The 16,650-nt window shown below is 68.9% G+C and carries 19 protein-coding genes and 1 pseudogene; 10 read left to right on the top strand and 10 right to left on the bottom strand.

What is annotated here, in order from left to right:
- The first annotated feature begins 3 nt into the window (after window positions 1-3).
- Window positions 4-270: a DUF6356 family protein gene (locus V7D63_RS02550; protein ID WP_333590683.1), complete on the top strand. Its 267-nt coding sequence runs from the start codon at window positions 4-6 to the stop codon at window positions 268-270.
- A 15-nt stretch (window positions 271-285) separates the two neighbouring features.
- On the opposite strand, the gene V7D63_RS02545 is transcribed toward V7D63_RS02550, so the two are convergent.
- Window positions 286-1,080, bottom strand: a complete 795-nt coding sequence (locus V7D63_RS02545) for an SDR family oxidoreductase (protein WP_333590682.1) — start codon at window positions 1,078-1,080, stop codon at window positions 286-288.
- Window positions 1,077-1,373 (bottom strand): 4a-hydroxytetrahydrobiopterin dehydratase, encoded by a 297-nt coding sequence (locus V7D63_RS02540; RefSeq protein ID WP_333590681.1) that lies wholly within the window; start codon window positions 1,371-1,373, stop codon window positions 1,077-1,079. Before V7D63_RS02540 ends, V7D63_RS02545 begins: the two co-directional genes overlap by 4 nt.
- Window positions 1,374-1,551: 178 nt before the next feature.
- On the opposite strand from V7D63_RS02540, the gene V7D63_RS02535 reads away from it, so the two are divergent.
- From V7D63_RS02535 to V7D63_RS02525, 3 genes are read left to right on the top strand one after another with little or no spacing between them, the layout of a single operon-like run.
- Window positions 1,552-2,313 carry a class I SAM-dependent methyltransferase gene (locus tag V7D63_RS02535; RefSeq protein ID WP_333590680.1) on the top strand — a complete coding sequence of 254 codons (762 nt, stop codon included), beginning with the start codon at window positions 1,552-1,554 and terminating at the stop codon, window positions 2,311-2,313.
- On the top strand, window positions 2,301-3,899 hold the full coding sequence (gene ubiB, locus V7D63_RS02530; RefSeq protein WP_333590679.1) for a 2-polyprenylphenol 6-hydroxylase: 1,599 nt from the start codon (window positions 2,301-2,303) through the stop codon (window positions 3,897-3,899). The genes V7D63_RS02535 and ubiB overlap by 13 nt, the downstream gene beginning before the upstream one ends.
- A gap of 19 nt (window positions 3,900-3,918) precedes the next feature.
- A complete protein-coding gene (locus V7D63_RS02525) occupies window positions 3,919-4,506 on the top strand; it encodes a hypothetical protein (RefSeq protein WP_333590678.1) in 588 nt (195 codons plus the stop codon).
- Between the two features lie 2 nt (window positions 4,507-4,508).
- Here the strand turns inward: V7D63_RS02525 and arfB are convergent, their stop codons facing one another.
- From arfB to V7D63_RS02490, 7 genes are all read right to left on the bottom strand, one after another.
- Window positions 4,509-4,910: an alternative ribosome rescue aminoacyl-tRNA hydrolase ArfB gene (gene arfB / locus V7D63_RS02520; protein WP_333590677.1), complete on the bottom strand. Its 402-nt coding sequence runs from the start codon at window positions 4,908-4,910 to the stop codon at window positions 4,509-4,511.
- On the bottom strand, window positions 4,907-5,365 hold the full coding sequence (locus tag V7D63_RS02515) for a YaiI/YqxD family protein (protein ID WP_333590676.1): 459 nt from the start codon (window positions 5,363-5,365) through the stop codon (window positions 4,907-4,909). The genes arfB and V7D63_RS02515 overlap by 4 nt, the downstream gene beginning before the upstream one ends.
- A 44-nt stretch (window positions 5,366-5,409) precedes the next feature.
- A complete protein-coding gene (locus V7D63_RS02510) occupies window positions 5,410-6,768 on the bottom strand; it encodes an amidohydrolase family protein (protein WP_333590675.1) in 1,359 nt (452 codons plus the stop codon).
- Window positions 6,768-8,246, bottom strand: coding sequence for an amidohydrolase (locus V7D63_RS02505; RefSeq protein WP_333590674.1), 1,479 nt, complete (start codon window positions 8,244-8,246; stop codon window positions 6,768-6,770). Before V7D63_RS02505 ends, V7D63_RS02510 begins: the two co-directional genes overlap by 1 nt.
- 157 nt (window positions 8,247-8,403) lie before the next feature.
- Entirely contained in the window at window positions 8,404-8,691 is a 288-nt protein-coding gene (locus tag V7D63_RS02500; protein ID WP_333590673.1) for a DUF167 family protein, read from the bottom strand.
- 44 nt (window positions 8,692-8,735) lie between these two features.
- Window positions 8,736-9,665 (bottom strand): electron transfer flavoprotein subunit alpha/FixB family protein, encoded by a 930-nt coding sequence (locus V7D63_RS02495; protein WP_333590672.1) that lies wholly within the window; start codon window positions 9,663-9,665, stop codon window positions 8,736-8,738.
- Window positions 9,665-10,429 carry an electron transfer flavoprotein subunit beta/FixA family protein gene (locus tag V7D63_RS02490; RefSeq protein ID WP_333590671.1) on the bottom strand — a complete coding sequence of 255 codons (765 nt, stop codon included), beginning with the start codon at window positions 10,427-10,429 and terminating at the stop codon, window positions 9,665-9,667. Before V7D63_RS02490 ends, V7D63_RS02495 begins: the two co-directional genes overlap by 1 nt.
- A 110-nt stretch (window positions 10,430-10,539) precedes the next feature.
- On the opposite strand from V7D63_RS02490, the gene V7D63_RS02485 reads away from it, so the two are divergent.
- Window positions 10,540-10,884, top strand: coding sequence for a hypothetical protein (locus tag V7D63_RS02485; protein WP_333590670.1), 345 nt, complete (start codon window positions 10,540-10,542; stop codon window positions 10,882-10,884).
- Here V7D63_RS02485 and V7D63_RS02480 read toward each other — a convergent pair.
- On the bottom strand, window positions 10,881-11,705 hold the full coding sequence (locus V7D63_RS02480; RefSeq protein ID WP_333590669.1) for a TerC family protein: 825 nt from the start codon (window positions 11,703-11,705) through the stop codon (window positions 10,881-10,883). The two genes, V7D63_RS02485 and V7D63_RS02480, sit on opposite strands and share 4 nt — an antisense overlap.
- Before the next feature lie 126 nt (window positions 11,706-11,831).
- On the opposite strand from V7D63_RS02480, the gene V7D63_RS02475 reads away from it, so the two are divergent.
- The 5 genes and pseudogenes from V7D63_RS02475 to V7D63_RS02455 all read left to right on the top strand — a co-directional run.
- The gene (locus V7D63_RS02475) at window positions 11,832-12,785 is read left to right on the top strand and encodes a DUF808 domain-containing protein (protein WP_333590668.1); all 954 of its coding nucleotides are present in this window, start codon (window positions 11,832-11,834) and stop codon (window positions 12,783-12,785) included.
- 185 nt (window positions 12,786-12,970) lie between these two features.
- Window positions 12,971-13,525, top strand: a complete 555-nt coding sequence (locus tag V7D63_RS02470; RefSeq protein ID WP_333590667.1) for a F0F1 ATP synthase subunit delta — start codon at window positions 12,971-12,973, stop codon at window positions 13,523-13,525.
- Between the two features lie 71 nt (window positions 13,526-13,596).
- On the top strand, window positions 13,597-15,129 hold the full coding sequence (gene atpA / locus V7D63_RS02465) for a F0F1 ATP synthase subunit alpha (RefSeq protein WP_333590666.1): 1,533 nt from the start codon (window positions 13,597-13,599) through the stop codon (window positions 15,127-15,129).
- 34 nt (window positions 15,130-15,163) lie between these two features.
- Window positions 15,164-16,042: a F0F1 ATP synthase subunit gamma gene (locus V7D63_RS02460; RefSeq protein WP_333590665.1), complete on the top strand. Its 879-nt coding sequence runs from the start codon at window positions 15,164-15,166 to the stop codon at window positions 16,040-16,042.
- A gap of 37 nt (window positions 16,043-16,079) precedes the next feature.
- A pseudogene (locus tag V7D63_RS02455) lies at window positions 16,080-16,650 on the top strand (F0F1 ATP synthase subunit beta); the annotation flags it as partial.

The following is a 16,650-nucleotide window of genomic DNA, read 5'->3' as shown; positions in this document are numbered from 1 at the left end:
CCCATGATCCAGACGCTGAACCGCCTGTTCCTCGAACACCCGCGCCAGGTGAAGGAAAGCTATTTCGAGCATATGGCGGCCTCGTCGCGGTTCGGGTTTCGCCTGTTGAAACTGTCCGCCTGCGCCTTCACCCACGCCCTGGTGCCGGGGGTGCACAAGGCCACGGTGTCGTCCTCGATCTGCAAGATGGCCTGCGAAATGAGCGGGCGCGCCGACGAAGCGCGCGAGTGCCGGATGCGCGACGCGGGCGTGTGGGACGTGGGTCTCTGAGCCTTCAGCGACCCTTCACTGGGCCGTCATGCCGCCGTCGATCTTGAACTCGGACCCCGTGACGAATTTCGATTCGTCCGAGGCCAGATAGAGCACGCAGTACGCCACGTCGTCCGGTTCGCCGATCCGTTTCAGCGGAATGCCGCGCGCCAGCCGTTCGTGGGCCTTGGTCTCGTCGCCGCCGCTCATGGCGACGAAGGGGTCCAGGATGGCGGTCTTGATGAAGACCGGATGCACCGAGTTGCAGCGCACGTTCCAGTCGGCCTTGGCCGCCTCCAGGGCGATGGTCTTGGTGTACATCCACACCCCGGCCTTGGTGGCGTTGTAGGCGCCCATGCCTGGCCCGGCCGCCAGGGCCGCGATCGACGAGATGTTGATGATCGACGCCGGGGCCGAGGCCCGCAGATGCGCCATGGCGTGTTTGCAGCCGAACATCACCGAGCGCAGGTTGATCTGATACTGGCGGTCCCAGTTGGCGGCGGTGTCGCCCTCGACGAAGACCAGATCGCCGCCGATCCCGGCGTTGTTCACCAGCACCGACAGGCCGCCCATCTGATCGACGGCGGCGGCGATGACGGCGGCCCACTGATCCTCGTCGGCCACGTCATGGGCGTGGGCGAAGGCGGCGCCGGGGACCTCGGCGTTGATCGCGGCCGCCAGGGCGGCGGCGCGCGGGCCGTCGATGTCGGTGACCGCGACCTTGGCCCCTTCACGGGCCAGCATCCAGGCCATGGATTCGCCCAGGCCCCCGGCGGCGCCGGTGATCAGGGCCGTCTTGCCCGCGACGCGCCCCGGCCGCCCGGCGGTCATTTCGCCGCTCCGGCGATGGAATCGATGAACCGGGCCAGGGTCAGGTCCTTTTCGGTCACGCCCTCGGCGTCATGGGTGGTCAGCACGATCTCGACCCGGTCATAGACATTGGACCATTCGGGATGGTGGTCCATGACCTCGGCCTTCAGGGCCACACGGCTCATGAAGCCGAAGGCGGCGTTGAAGTCGGCGAACCGCAGGGTGCGGGCCACGGCCGGGCGCGGATCGTCGGCGCGGCGCCAGTCGGGCAGGGCGGCCAGGGCCTGGGCGATCTCGATGACGGGACTGGACATGACGGCGGCTCCGACGCGGTTCGACCCTTGCCGTAGCGCGCGGCCGGGTCTGGCGGCAAGCGGGACGCACGACGTCGCGCGGCGACCGGTCCCGCCGGTTCGGGGAAATGCGCCGGTTACCGCGCCTGCGGCCATGCGGAAGGATGACGGGGCGGCGCCGAAAGGCTAGACCGCGCGGATGAGCGAAACGGCCACCTCTCCCTTCGGCTTCAAGGACGTGGATGCGCGCGAGAAGGTGCGCATGGTGCGCGGCGTCTTCGACAGCGTAGCGTCCAAATACGATCTGATGAACGACCTGATGAGCGCGGGCGTGCACCGGCTCTGGAAGGATGCGGCGGCGGCCAAGCTGAACCCCCGTCCGGGCGAGGTCATCCTGGACGTCGCGGGCGGCACCGGCGACATGGCGCGGCGCTATTCCAGGATGGCGCGCGCGGCCCAGCAACGGATGGGGGGCCAGGACGCCTCGGTCATCGTGCTGGACTACAACGCCGAGATGATCCTGGCCGGGGTCGAAAAGGGCGGCGAGCCGGAGATGAGCTGGACCGTCGGCGACGCCATGGCCCTGCCGCTGCCCGACGCCTCGGTCGACGCCTATTCGATCAGCTTCGGCATCAGGAACGTCTCGAACGTGGCCGGGGCGCTCAGCGAGGCGCGGCGGGTGCTGAAGCCCGGCGGGCGCTTCCTGTGTCTGGAGTTTTCGCGGCCCGTGGCCGAACCGGTGCGCCGCGCCTATGACGCCTGGTCCTTTCACGCCATTCCGCGCATCGGCGGTTGGGTCGCGGGCGACCGCGACAGCTATCAGTATCTGGTCGAGAGCATCCGCCGCTTTCCCGATCAGGCCGCCTTCACGCGGATGATGGGACAGGCGGGCTTCAGCCGCGTGACCCACACCAATTTGTCGGGCGGGATCGCCGCCATCCACCACGGGTGGGCGATCTGAGCCGGATCCACGTCAAGACGCCGCCGGACAAGCCGCGCGCCCTGCCGGTGCGCGATCCTGTGGGCGCGTCCTTGCGCCTGATCGGCTGGCTGGGGGTTCTGGTCCGCTACGACGCCCTGACGCCGCGCGAAATCACGCCCCTGCTGCCGGTCTGGGCGCGATGGATCGCCCATCTGCTGCACCTGTTCGCCGGGAGCGAGTCGCGCCAGGGACGGCCGGGCGAGCGGTTGGCGCGGGCCTGCGAGCGGCTGGGACCGGTGGCGATCAAACTGGGCCAGGTGCTGGCCACGCGGGCCGACATCTTCGGGCCGGTCTTCGCCACCGACCTGGGGCGGCTGAAGGACCGGTTGGCGCCGTTTCCGACGGCCGAGGCCAAGGCCGAGGTCGAACGGTCGCTGGGCCGCCCGGTCGAGGCCCTGTTCGTCGAGTTCGGAGAGCCGGTGGCGGCGGCGTCCCTGGCCCAGGCGCATCCGGCCTATCTGACGGACGGGCGCAAGGTGGCGGTCAAGGTGCTGCGGCCCGGCGTCGAGCGGCGCGTGGCCAAGGGGCTGGAGGCCATGCGGCTGGCGGCCGGCCTGGCCGACCGCTTCGTGCCGCCCGCGCGGCGGCTGGAGCCTCAGGCCTTCGTCGAGACGGTGGCGCGGGCGCTTCAGCTCGAACTGGACATGCGGCTGGAGGCGGCGGCCGCGTCCGAACTGGGCGACATCATGCGCGCCTCGGCCCAGGACGGCGGCGGCCATATGTCGGCGCCCGCCGTGGTCTGGGACGGGGTCGGCAAGCGGGTGCTGACGCTGGAATGGGCGCCGGGCCTGCCGATGACCGATCCCGCCGCCGTGGAGCAGCCGGGACTGGACCGCGACGCCCTGGCCGACAACATCGTGCGCGCCTTCCTGAGCCAGGCCCTGGACCACGGCGCCTTCCACGCCGACCTGCACGAAGGCAATCTGTTCGCCCGCGCTCCGGCCGAGGTGACGGCGGTCGATTTCGGCATCGTCGGGCGCCTGGGTCCGGCCGAGCGGCGCTATCTGGCCGAGATCCTGTGGGGGTTTTTGAGCCGTGACTACGACCGCATCGCCACGGTGCATTTCGAGGCCGGATATGTGCCGCCTGAACATTCGGTCCAGGCCTTCGCCCAGGCCCTGCGCGCTGTGGGCGAGCCGGTGATCGGCAAACAGGCGTCGCAGGTGTCGATGGGCCGCCTGCTGGGCCAGTTGTTCGAGATCACGGCCCTGTTCGACATGCATCTGCGGCCCGAGCTGATCCTGTTGCAAAAGACCATGGTCTCGGTCGAGGGGGTGGCGCGCCGCCTGAACCCCGATCACGATCTGTGGGAGGCGGCTCGGCCGGTGGTCGAACGCTGGATCCGCCGTGAACTGGGTCCCGCCGCCCAGGCGAAGGCGGCCGTCGAAGAGGTCGTGGCCGCCCTCAAGGCCCTGTCGCGGTTGGTGCAGGACCCGCCCCAGCCGCAAACGGTGGTGGTCGAACGCCCCCGCGGGCCGGGCTGGATCGTCGCGGGCCTAAGCCTGTTGTTGGGTGCGGCGGTCACCGCCCTTGTCTTGTCGCTTTGGCCGGGCATTCTGTCCTGATCATACGGGAGGTTCGCCGATGAAGATCCTGATCGCCGCCGTCGCCCTGGCTCTGATCGCCCAGCCTGTCGCGGCGCAGACGGCGCCCACGCCGCGTCCGGCCGGGACCGCCGCCGCGACCCTGCCCAACACCTTCGACGGCCCGCGCGCCGCCGCCGCCATTCCGAACACCTTCGACGGTCCCGCGACGCCCGCCGGGGACCGGGTGCGCACGGCCCCGCCCGACATGACCGCCCCCATGCCGGCCCCGGCGGCCGAGGTCGGCCCGGACGTCAAACGCGCCGAGGACGCCCTGCGCGCCGTCGTGACCGGGGTCCAGACCGACACCTTGAACTACGCCATGTTCAGCGAGGGTCTGGCGAGCCGGATCCGCGGTCAGGCGGCGACCATCGGGCCGCTGATCAAGGGCTTCGGCGGCCTGACCGACGTCATCTATGTCGGCCAGGAGCAAGGCGCCGAGCTGTTCGCCCTCGACTTCGCCAACGCCCGGACCCAGTGGATCATCGGCTTCAACGCCGAGGACGAGATCGCCCTGTTGCTGTTCCGTCCGGCGCCGGCCGAGGCGCCGACGCCGCCCCCGCCCGCCCAGGCGCCGCGCACGAACTGAGATCAATCCAGGCTGGGTTTGCCCCGGCCGCTCTTGAGACCCGAGCGTTTGGACTTGGCGTCCAGCCGTCGCTCCTTCGAGGCGCGGGTCGGCCGGGTCGGCACGCGATAGATCGGGGCGACGGCGGCCTTGTCCAACAGGCCTTGCAAGCGTTCGATCGCGTCAGCGCGGTTGCGCTCCTGGGTGCGGAACCGCACCGCATTGATCAGGATGACGCCGTCCAGGGTGGCGCGCGATCCCGCCAGTTTCAGCAGCCGCGCCTTCACCGCCTCGGTCAGGCTGGGCGAGTTGCGGGCGTCGAACCGCATCTGCACGGCCGTGGCGACCTTGTTGACGTTCTGCCCGCCGGGTCCGCCCGCGCGGTAGAAGCGGAACTCCAGCTCGTCTTCGGGCACGCGGATCACCGCGCGGCCCTCATGGCCCGCGTCACGGCGGCGTCCAGGGCCTGAAGAAAGCGCGAGCGGTCGGCGGGTCCGAACGGCGGCGGACCCGATGTCGCCACGCCCATGGACCGCAGATGCTCGCCGATCATCCGCCCGGCCAGGGCCGAACCGATGGAGTCCGGTGTGAACGACTGGCCGTTGGCCTTCAACGCCTGGGCGCCCGCCTTCAGACAGCGGTCGGCCAGGGGAATGTCGGCGGTGATGACGATGTCGCCCGGCCCGGCCCGTTCGGCGATCCAGTCGTCGGCGACATCCGGCCCGGCGTCGACCACCACCTGTTCGATCAGCGGCTCGCGCGGCGTATTGATCCAGGCGTTGGAGACGACGAACACCTTCAACCCGCAACGCCGCGCCACGCGATAGACCTCGTCCTTCACCGGACAGGCGTCGGCGTCGATGTAGAGGGTGGCGGCCATGCGCCGATCTAACCCTTCTCCCCTTGGGGGAGAAGGGAGAGACGTTACCGATTATACGCCGGCGGCAGGGTTCCCGGACGCGCATAGCGGTCGCGCAGCAGGAACTGGCGGCTGGTCATCGGCTGTTCCTGGCCGTCGATGAAGACGGCCTCGGCGATGGTCAGCGGCTCCAACGGATCGCCGGACCAGACCACCACATCGGCCGCCGCGCCGGGGCGCAGCTCGCCGAACTGGCCGCCCATGCCGAAGATGCGCGCCGGATTGACGGTGATCGCCTGGATGGCCGCCGCATAGGGCAGGCCGTGCGACACGGCGTTGCCGGCGTTGTAGCGCATCTCGCGCACGCGGCCGCCGCCGTCCGAACCCTTGATGGCGATGACCACTCCGGCGGCGTTCAGCACCGCGGCGTTCTGCATCCGCGCCGCCCGCATCTCGAAGTTGGACGGCAGGTTGTTCAGCACGTCCAGCAGGACCGGAACCTGGGCGGCCGCGATCTCGTCGGCGATCAGCCAGCCCTCTTCGGCGCCGTCCAGGATGATCTTCAGACCCTCCTCGCGGGCCAGGCGCAGGACCTGGCGGATGTCGGCGGCGCGGCGGGCGGTGACGATCAGCGGCATCCGTCCCTCGGCCACCGGGATCAGGGCCTCCAGATCGGCACGCGACAGGCTGAGGTCGCGTAAGCCCGCGCGGTCGTAGGCGGCGCGGTTGCGGGCGTAGAGGCGGACCTCGGCCAGGGTCTCCTTGAACTGGACGAACTCGGCCCCGCGCGCGCCGCCGGCGATGCCGGCCCCGGCCTCGCCGAAGGGCGCGACCATGGCCACGCGCGGCTTGACCAGGATTTCTCCGCCCTGGCCCAGGTCGATGATCGCCGCCTGGCCCGCGAACAGGCCGGGCGACTGCAGCCCGCCCTCGCCGACGCCGGCGAAGTCGCTGTCGTCCTGGTGGTCGTGGCCGTCGCCGCCGCCGGAATGGCTGGGGGTGACGACGGCGCGGGTGATGCCGCCCAGGCGCGCCACCGGCAGGGTGATCGACCAGGGGTCGAGACCGTAGGAGACGTCGAACGAGGCCGAGATGGAGTTGGCGTTGTTGCTGGAATCGCCGGTGCCTGACACCGAGCCGACCTCGGACACGGCCAGGACGGCGTCGACGGCGACCAGGCCGGGGGTCACGGTCTTGCCGCGCGCGTCGATGACGCGGGCGCCGGACGGCGCGGCGCCTGATCCGACCGAGACGACCCGGCCGTTCTGGATCACCACGGTGCCGTTCTCGATCACCGAGGTTCCGGTCAGCACCCGGCCGCCGGTGATGGCGGTCAGGGATTGGGCGGCGGCGGGCGCGGCCAGGGCGAGGACGCCGAGAGACGCGGAAGCGGCGGCGCCGAGGATGAGGGTCTTGAGGCGCATCAGCGTGCTCCCTGATCGACGGTGGCGGCGGGCATGGCGAAGCCGGGCTGGCCCAGCTCGAAATCGGACACCGGCTGATAGGCCGGGTTCATGCGGTCGAAGGTCAGGGCGCCGTCGATGAAGACCTGATCGGCGCGGGCGTAGACGCTGAACGGATCGGCGGACCAGATCACCACGTCGGCGCGCTTGCCGGTCTCCAGACTGCCGGTCTGATCGGCGATGCCCAGCGACCTAGCCGGGTTCAGGGTGATCCAGGCGATGGCGCGCTCTTCAGGGATGTTCATGCCGATGCGGCGCCCGGCGGCGATGGAGGCGGCGGCCTCCTGGTTCAGGCGCTGGGTCAGTTGGGCGTCGTCGGAATGGATGACGGCGCAGCTATTGGGCTGGGCGTCGACGATGGCGGCGTTCGCCTCCAACCCGTCCAGGGCCTCCATCTTGAAGCCCCACCAGCCGGTCCACATGTCGGCGCAGATGCCCTCGCGGGCCAGCAGCGGCGCGATCTTGTAGGCCTCGATGGCGTGGTGGAAGGCGGTGATGCGGTAGCCGAACTCCTTGGCGATATCGATCATCACCGCCATTTCGTCGGCGCGGTAGCAGTGGTTCTGGATCAGGACCGAACCGTCCAGAACGCCCGCCAGGGTCTCAAGCTGCAGGTTGCGGGTCGGCGGGCTGCCCTCGCCGGTCTCGCGCCACTTGTCCCATTTGGCCTTGTATTCGCGCGCAGCGATGAAGGCGGCGCGATAGCCGGCGACATTGCCCATGCCCGTGGCGGGCGAAGAGTTGCGGCTGCCGTAAACGCGGCTGGGGTTCTCGCCGCAAGCCATCTTCAAGCCGTAGGGGGCGCCGGGGAATTTCATCCCCTGCATGGTGATGGACGGCACATTGCGTACGGTCACGCCGCGCCCGCCGAACAGATTGGCCGAGCCGGGCAGGATCTGAAGCGTGGTGACGCCGCCCGCGCGGGCGGTGTTGAAGCCGGGGTCCTGGGGCCACAGGCTGTGCTCGGCCCAGACCTGGGCGGTGTTGGGGTTGGTGGCCTCGTTGCCGTCGCTCATCCCCTGGACGCCGGGCGAGGGATAGACGCCCAAGTGGCTGTGCACGTCGATCACGCCGGGGGTGACGTAGCGGCCGCGCGCATCGACCACCCGGTGCCCGGCCGGGACGGCGGTGCCGGGCCCGCCGACGGCGGTGATGCGGCCGTCGGTGACCACGACCACGCCGTTCTCGATCTTCTGGCCCGCGCCGGTCAGGACGGTGGCGCCGACGATGGCCATGTTCTCACGCGGCAGGGCGGCGTAGGTCGAGGGATAGGGATCGGGGTTGGCGGCGTAGTCCAGGCCGCGGGCCATGGCTTCACGCTCGCGCGGCGCGGCCGCGGCGGCTCCGTCGCCGGATGACGATCCGGTGGTGGCGCAGGCGGCCAGGGTCAGGGCCGAAAGCGCGGCCAGGCTGACGCCGGTCAGGCGAAATGATCTCATCGGAAAGCTCCCCCCTCGCGCATCGGTCGGCGCACGGCCGGGGAACTGAACAGGTGCAAGGCGGCGGCGTCAATCGCCGATGGTCAAGCCGGACTCAATCGCCGCCTCACCTCTGCGTCATTCCACCCGTGGCGGCCGATGGGCGAGGCTGGAAAGATCACGATCTCTCAAGACGATCTCGAATATCGTCCAGGCTCAGGTCGCGCACCTCGACCGCCTTGGTTCGGGACTGATCGCCGCGCAGGATGGAGACGGCGGACTTGGGCGTCCCCAAGGCCTTGGCCAACAGGGCGGCCAGGGCGACGTTGGCCTGGCCCTCGATCGGCTTGGCCCGCACTCGGCATTTCAGGACGGGACGCCCGTCGGCGTCCACATCCCAGCCGTCGATGCGGTCATGGGCGGCCCCGGGCGTCAGACGGATGTGGAAACGGGCATGATTGCTCATGCCCGCTCCGCGATCGATCTGAGGGTGTCGCGACAGAGTGAACCCTACCCCAGCGCCTTCATCAGCTCGGGCACGGCGGTCTTGTAGTCGGCGACCAGGCCGTAGTCGGCGATCTGGAAGATCGGGGCGTCGGCGTCCTTGTTGATGGCCACGATGACCTTGGAGTCCTTCATGCCCGCCAGGTGCTGGATGGCGCCCGAGATGCCGATGGCGATGTAGAGCTGGGGCGCGACCACCTTGCCGGTCTGGCCGACCTGATAGTCGTTGGGGGCGTAGCCGGCGTCGACGGCGGCGCGGCTGGCGCCCACGGCGGCGCCCAGCTTGTCGGCCAGGGGGTCCATGACGGCCTGAAACTCCTCGGCCGAACCCAGGGCGCGGCCGCCCGAGACGACGATCTTGGCGGCGCCCAGTTCGGGACGATCCGACTTGACCATCTCTTCCGAGACAAAGGCTGACTTGGCCGCCTGGCCCGCCGTGACGGTCTCGACCGGGGCCGAGCCGCCGTCGGCCGCCGCCGCGAAGGCGGTCGGGCGCACGGTGATCACCTTCTTGGCGTCCGACGACTGGACGGTCTCCAGCGCGTTGCCGGCGTAGATCGGGCGCACGAAGGTGTCGGCCGAGACGACCTCGACGATGTCCGAGATCGGCGCCGTGTCCAGCTTGGCGGCGATGCGCGGGGCGAAATTCTTGCCGTCGGTGTTGGCCGGGGTCAGGACGGCGTCATAGCCGCCGGCCAGCGGCAGGACGGTCGCCTCGACCGCCTCGGCCAGGCCGTGGCCCACGGCGTCGCCGTCGGCCAGCAGCACCTTGCGCACGCCCGAGATCTTGGCGGCGGCCTCGGCGACGCCCTTGGCGTTCTTGCCCAGCACCAGCACGTCCACGTCGCCCGACAGGGCCAGGGCGGCGGTCACCGTCTTGTTGGTGGTGTCGCGGACGACGTTTCCGTCGTGATCGGCGATGACGAGAACGGCCATTACAGCACCCCCGCGGACTTCAGCTTGGAAACCAGTTCGGCCGCATCGGCGACCTTGACGCCCGCCGACCGCTTGGGCGGCTCGGAGACCTTCAGCACCTTCAGGCGCGGCGTGGTGTCGACGCCGTAGTCGGCGACCGCCTTCATGGCGATCTCCTTCTTCTTGGCCTTCATGATGTTGGGCAGGCTGGCGTAGCGCGGCGTGTTCAGGCGCAGGTCCACGGTGACCACGGCGGGCAGCGTCGCCGCCACAGTCTGCAGGCCGCCGTCGACCTCACGCGTCACCGTCGCCTTGCCGCCGCCGATGGCCAGCTTGCCGGCGAAGGTGGCCTGGGGCCAGTCCAAGAGGGCGGCCAGCATCTGGCCCACGGCGTTGTTGTCGCCGTCGATGGATTGCTTGCCCATCAGCACCAGGTCCGGCTTCTCCTCATCGACCACGGCCTTGAGGATCTTGGCGACGGCCAGCGGCTCCAGGTCGGCGTCCGACTGGATCAGCACGCCGCGATCGGCGCCCATGGCCAGGGCGGTGCGGATGGTCTCCTGGGCCTGGCTGACGCCGATGGAGACGACCACGATCTCGTCGGCGGTGCCGGCGGCGTGATGCTCCTTGCCTTCCTTCAGGCGCACGGCCTCTTCGACGGCGATCTCGTCGAAGGGGTTCATGCTCATCTTGACGTTGGCCAGATCGACGCCGGTCTGATCCGCCTTGACGCGGGCCTTGACGTTGGAGTCGATCACCCGTTTGACGGGGACGAGAACCTTCATTGTCCTATCCATGAAAGCGTCGGATTGTTGCGGCAGGGATTGGACCGCCGCATCCGGCCTGTCAACGTAACGCCGGGGAAACTCATGCCCGAAACACCGAACGGAACGCCATGATCAACCGCTTCCTGACGCCGGCCCGGCTGGGCGTGCTGTTCTTCGCCGTCTTCGCCGTGCTGGCGGCGGGGGCCGGGATCTATCAGGTGTACTGGGCGCAGCCCGGCGACCGCTGCGAAAAGGGCGGCCGCTGGTGGTGGGCCGACAGACGTGAGTGTGTGACCCCGATCGTCATCGCCGACATCACCGGCCGCAAGGCCGGTCAGAGCCGGGCCGAGGCCTCGGCCGAGAACAACCGCGACCTGGTCGCCATCGAGCATCGGCTGGCCGCTGAGAAGCGCGCCCGCGCCGAGGCGACTGAGGCCGAGCGCAAGCGGGTGGCGGAAACGACCGGGGGCTAGACCCCCGGCTCGGCCTTTTCGCGGTCGTTCAGGACGGCGCTGGCGGCGGCGGCCGCCGCCGCCTTTTTCGCCGAGGCGCTGCGGCCCATCATGTTCAACCCCTCGACCAGGGCCGAGAAGGCCATGGCGGCGTAGATGTAGCCCTTGGGCACATGGACGCCGAAGCCGTCGGCGATCAGCACCATGCCGATCATCAAAAGGAACGCCAACGCCAGCATGACGATGGTCGGGTTCTTGTCGATGAAGTTCGCCAGCGGATCGGAGGCGACCAGCATGACGATGACGGCGAAGATCACGGCCACCATCATGATCGGCACGTGATCGGTCATGCCGACGGCGGTCAGGATGGAGTCGATCGAGAAGACCAGGTCCAGCATGATGATCTGGCCGATCGCGGCGCCGACGTTGTTGATGACGGCGGTGGTCTTTTTCTTTTCCAGCAGATCGTCGCCGATGCTGGTGTCGACCGCATGGTGGACCTCGGTCGTGGCCTTCCAGACTAGGAACAGGCCCCCCGCGATCAGGATCAGGTCTTTCCAGCTAAAGGCCGTGTCCCAGCCGGCGCCGGAGAAGCCCAGGTCGAAGACGGTCGCCTTGAGACCGATGATCCAGCCGATCGTCGCCAACAGGCCCAGGCGCATGATCAGCGCCAGGCCGATGCCGATGCGGCGCGTCCGTTGGCGATGTTCGGGCGGCAGCTTGTTCGACAGGATCGAGATGAAGATCAGATTGTCGATGCCGAGCACGACCTCCATCACTACCAGAGTGATCAGGGCGGCCCAGGCGGCGGGGTCGGACATGATAACGGCGATGTCTTGCATTTCGGCTGACTAGCGGACGGCGTCGCCGCCAGCAACGAAACCCGGCAGCGCAGGTTGTCGCACCCGCTCTGGACCCCGGCCCTCGGCTCCCCTAGCAGGGAGCGTCCAGCAACGCGCAGGTGATCCTTGCCTTCCGGTCTTGCCGCCCTTCTCGACGACGTCGCCACCATAGCCAAGATGGCGGCGGCTTCCGTCGACGACGTCTCCGCCGCCGCCGGCCGGGCCAGCGCGAAAGCCGCGGGCGTGGTCATCGACGACGCGGCCGTGACGCCCGGCTACGCCATGGGATTCTCGCCGGATCGGGAGCTGCCCATCATCGGCAAGATCGCCGTGGGGTCGCTGCGAAACAAATTCCTGTTCCTGTTGCCCGGCGCCCTGCTGATCAGCGCCTTCGCGCCCTGGGCGCTGACGCCCCTGCTGATGATCGGCGGCGCCTATCTGTGTTTCGAGGCGAGCGAAAAGCTTTGGGAGAAGCTGGCCGGGCATGGCGACGGCGAGACCCCGGTCGAGGAATTGGCGCTGGCCTCTGAGGAACGGGAAGCCCAGATGGTCGGCTCGGCCGTGCGCACGGACCTGATCCTGTCGGCCGAGATCACCGCCATCGCCCTGGCGGATCTGGCCGACCAGCCGCTGCTCACGCAGGCGGCGGCGCTGGCGGTGGTCGCCCTGCTGGTCACGGGGGGCGTCTATGGCGTCGTGGCGCTGATCGTGAAGATGGACGACATCGGCCTGCATCTGACGGGGCGGCGATCCGCCTCCGCGCGGGCGCTGGGTCAGGGGCTGGTGCGCGCCATGCCCGTGGTGCTGAGCGGCCTGGCGACGATCGGGACCGCGGCGATGCTCTGGGTCGGGGGCGGCATCATCGTCCATGGCCTGCACGCGTACCACCTCACCCCGATCCCGGGCCTGGTGGAGGCCTTCGGGCATTGGGCGGCGGGCGCGCCCGTCGTCGGGCCGGTCGCCGGCTGGGCCGCGACGGCCTTCGCCTCGGCGATGGTCGGATTGGCGGTGGGGGCGGTGATCGTCGCCGTGATGCACTTCCTGCCCAAAAAGGCGTTCGCGAACGGCGTCGGCCACTGAGGCTGCGGCCTGCTGTCTCGGTTGCGGTTTGGGGGGATAGGTGCTATCCGGCGCCCGGCTTCGCCAAGGGGCGCGTCGCAAGACGCGTCCCTGGTATGCTTTCTGCAAGCATTTCAAGCCTTTGGTTGGTGCGGGAGTTCGCATCGGCCACGACCCGAACGCTAACCCGCGCGGACATTATATCTGTGGCTGATGATTTCAGGACGACGGAAGTCGGCGAGCGCTACGCACAGGCGCTGTTCGACCTCGCTGACGAGACCAAGGCGCTGGACGCCGTGCGCGCCGATCTGAGGTCGCTGCGCGCCGCCTGGGGCGAGAGCGCGGACCTGCGCCGCCTGGCGACCTCGCCGGTCATCGCCGCCGAGGATCAGGGCAAGGGTCTGACGGCGATCGCCGACAAGGCCAAGTTCAACGCCACGACCAAGAAGTTTCTCGGCCTGCTGGCCGCCAACGGCCGCGCCCGCGACCTGACCGCCGTCATCGCCGCCTTCGAGGCCCTGTACGCCAAGAAGATGGGCGTGGTGGCCGCCGAGGTCGTCTCGGCCCAGGCGCTGAGCGCCGCCCAGTTGAAGTCGATCCAGTCGGCCCTGCGCACGGCGCTGGGCAAGGACCCCGAAACCACCGTCCGGGTCGATCCGTCGATCCTGGGCGGCCTGAAGGTCAAGGTCGGCTCGAAGCTGTTCGACGCCTCGCTGAAGACCAAGCTCGACCAGATGAAATTCGCCCTGAAGCGCGCGTAAGCGCGCCGACCACAAGAATGCAGCGCGCCTGACCGGCTCGCCCTGAAGAAGACGAAGACAGAGAGATCCACATGGACATCCGCGCCGCTGAAATCTCGGCCATCCTGAAGTCGCAGATCGCCAATTTCGGCGTCGAGGCGGACGTCTCGGACGTCGGCCAGGTGCTGTCGGTCGGCGACGGCATCGCCCGCATCCACGGTCTGGACAACGTCCAGGCCGGCGAGATGATCGAATTCCCCAAGGCCGGGGTTAAGGGCATGGCCCTGAACCTGGAGCGCGACAACGTCGGCGCGGTGATCTTCGGCGCCGACACCGCCATCTCGGAAGGCGATGAAGTCCGTCGTCTGGGCGAGATCGTGGACGTGCCGGTCGGCAAGGGCCTGCTGGGCCGCGTCGTCAACCCGCTGGGCGAGCCGATCGACGGCAAGGGTCCGATCAAATTCACCGAGCGCCGCCGCGTGGACGTGAAGGCCCCCGGCATCATCCCGCGCAAGTCGGTGCACGAGCCGATGCAGACCGGCCTGAAGGCCATCGACACCCTGATCCCCGTCGGCCGCGGCCAGCGCGAACTGATCATCGGCGACCGTCAGGTCGGCAAGACCGCCGTCGCCATCGACACCATCCTGAACCAGAAGTCGGTCAACGCCACGACCGATGAATCGGCCAAGCTGTACTGCATCTATGTGGCCATCGGTCAGAAGCGTTCGACCGTGGCCCAGATCGTCAAGACGCTCGAAGAGTCGGGCGCGCTGGAATACACCATCGTCGTGGCCGCCACGGCGTCGGAACCGGCCCCGCTGCAGTTCCTGGCCCCGTTCGCCGGCACCGCCATGGGCGAGTATTTCCGCGACAACGGCATGCACGGCCTGATCGTCTATGACGACTTGTCGAAACAGGCCGTGGCCTATCGTCAGATGTCGCTGCTGCTGCGCCGCCCGCCGGGCCGCGAAGCCTATCCGGGCGACGTGTTCTTCCTGCACTCGCGTCTCCTGGAGCGCGCCGCGAAGCTGAACGACGACAACGGCAAGGGCTCGCTCACCGCGCTGCCGGTCATCGAGACGCAGGCCAACGACGTGTCGGCCTACATCCCGACCAACGTCATCTCCATCACCGACGGCCAGATCTTCCTGGAATCGGACCTGTTCTATCAGGGCATCCGCCCGGCCGTGAACGTCGGCATCTCGGTGTCGCGCGTCGGCTCCTCGGCCCAGACCAAGGCCATGAAGAAGGTCGCCGGCACCATCAAGGGCGAGCTGGCCCAGTACCGGGAAATGGCCGCCTTCGCCAAATTCGGTTCGGACCTGGACGCCTCGACGCAGAAGCTGCTGGCCCGCGGCGCGCGCCTGACCGAGCTGCTGAAGCAGCCGCAGTACAGCCCGCTGACCATGGAAGAGCAGGTCGTCTCGGTCTACGCCGGCACGCGCGGCTATCTGGACGGCGTCGCGGTGGGCGACATCGGCCGCTTCGAGGCCGAACTGCTGGCCCGCATCAAGTCGTCGAACCCCGGCCTGCTGGAAGGCATCCGCACCAAGAAGGACCTGACGCCCGAGCTTGAAGCCGAGCTGAAGTCGGTGCTGGAAGCCTTCACCAAGACCTTCGCCTGAAGCTGATCACTAGGGACTAGGAAGAGCAGCCCGAATGGCCAGCCTCAAGGAAATGCGCAATCGGATCGGAAGCGTGAAATCCACGCAGAAGATCACGAAGGCCCTGAACATGGTCGCCGCGGCCAAGCTGAAGCGCGCCCAGGATCAGGCAGAAAGCGCCCGCCCCTACGCCAAGAAGATGGCCGCGGTCATCGCCAACCTGGCCGCCGGCGTCTCGGGCGACGGCGCGCCGAAACTGTTGGCCGGCACCGGCAAGGATCAGAAGCACCTGATCGTCGTCGCCACCGGCGACAAGGGCCTGGCGGGCGGGTTCAACACCAACGTCATCCGGGCCGCGCGCGAGCGCATCAACGCCCTGACCGCCGCAGGCAAGGACGTCCGCATCATCGCCGTGGGCCGCAAGGTCCGCGACGGCCTGGCGCGCCTGTACGGCGACCGTATCGTGCGCACCTTTGAAATGTCGGACCACAAGGTCATCGGCCTGCCGGCGGCCGAGCCGATCGCGGCCCTGATCTCGGAAGAGTTCGAGGCCGGGAACGCCGATGTGGTGACCCTGTTCTACAGCCGCTTCCAGTCGGTCATCGCCCAGGTGCCGACGCCCAAGCAACTGATCCCCGCCGTCGTCGACGGCGACGCCGCTCCGATCGATCTGAACGGCGCGACCTATGAGTATGAGCCGTCCGAGGAGGAGATCCTCGAAACGCTTCTGCCGCGCAACATCACCACCCAGATCCTGGCCGCCCTGTACGAAAACCAGGCCAGCTTCTTCGGCGCCCAGATGGGCGCCATGGACAACGCCACCCGCAACGCGGGCGACCTGATCAACAGCCTGACCCTGCAATACAACCGCAAGCGCCAGGCCCAGATCACCACCGAACTGATCGAGATCATCGCCGGCGCCGAAGCGCTCTGATCCGATACCGACACGACATTCCGAACGGAACGAACCGATGACCGACACGACCAAGAAACCCGCCGCCAAGAAGCCGGCCGCTCCCAAGGCCCCCAAGGCCGCCGCCAAGACCGCCGCGCCCAAGGCCGCCGCCGTCGCCACCGGCCGCATCGCCCAGGTGATCGGCGCCGTCGTCGACGTCGAGTTCGAGGGCCACCTGCCGGCCATCCTGTCGGCGCTGGAGACCCAGAACGTCGACCAGAAGACGGGCGAGCCGTTCACCCTGGTCCTGGAAGTCGCCCAGCACCTGGGTGAGAACATGGTCCGCACCATCGCCATGGACACCTCGGAAGGCCTGACGCGCGGCCAGCCGGTGACCGACACGGGCAACTCGATCCTGGCTCCGGTCGGCCCGGGCACCCTGGGCCGCATCATGAACGTCGTCGGCGCGCCGATCGACGAACAAGGCCCGATCAAGACCACCATGTTCCGCCCGATCCACCGCGAGGCGCCTTCGTTTGAAGAGCAGTCGACGTCGTCGGAAATCCTGGTCACCGGCATCAAGGTCATCGACCTGATGTGCCCCTACACCAAGGGCGGCAAGATCGGCCTGTTCGGCGGCGCCGGCG

This window comes from Brevundimonas sp. (assembly GCF_036732845.1).
GTDB lineage: Bacteria > Pseudomonadota > Alphaproteobacteria > Caulobacterales > Caulobacteraceae > Brevundimonas.
This window is presented reverse-complemented; position numbering and strand designations above follow the sequence as displayed.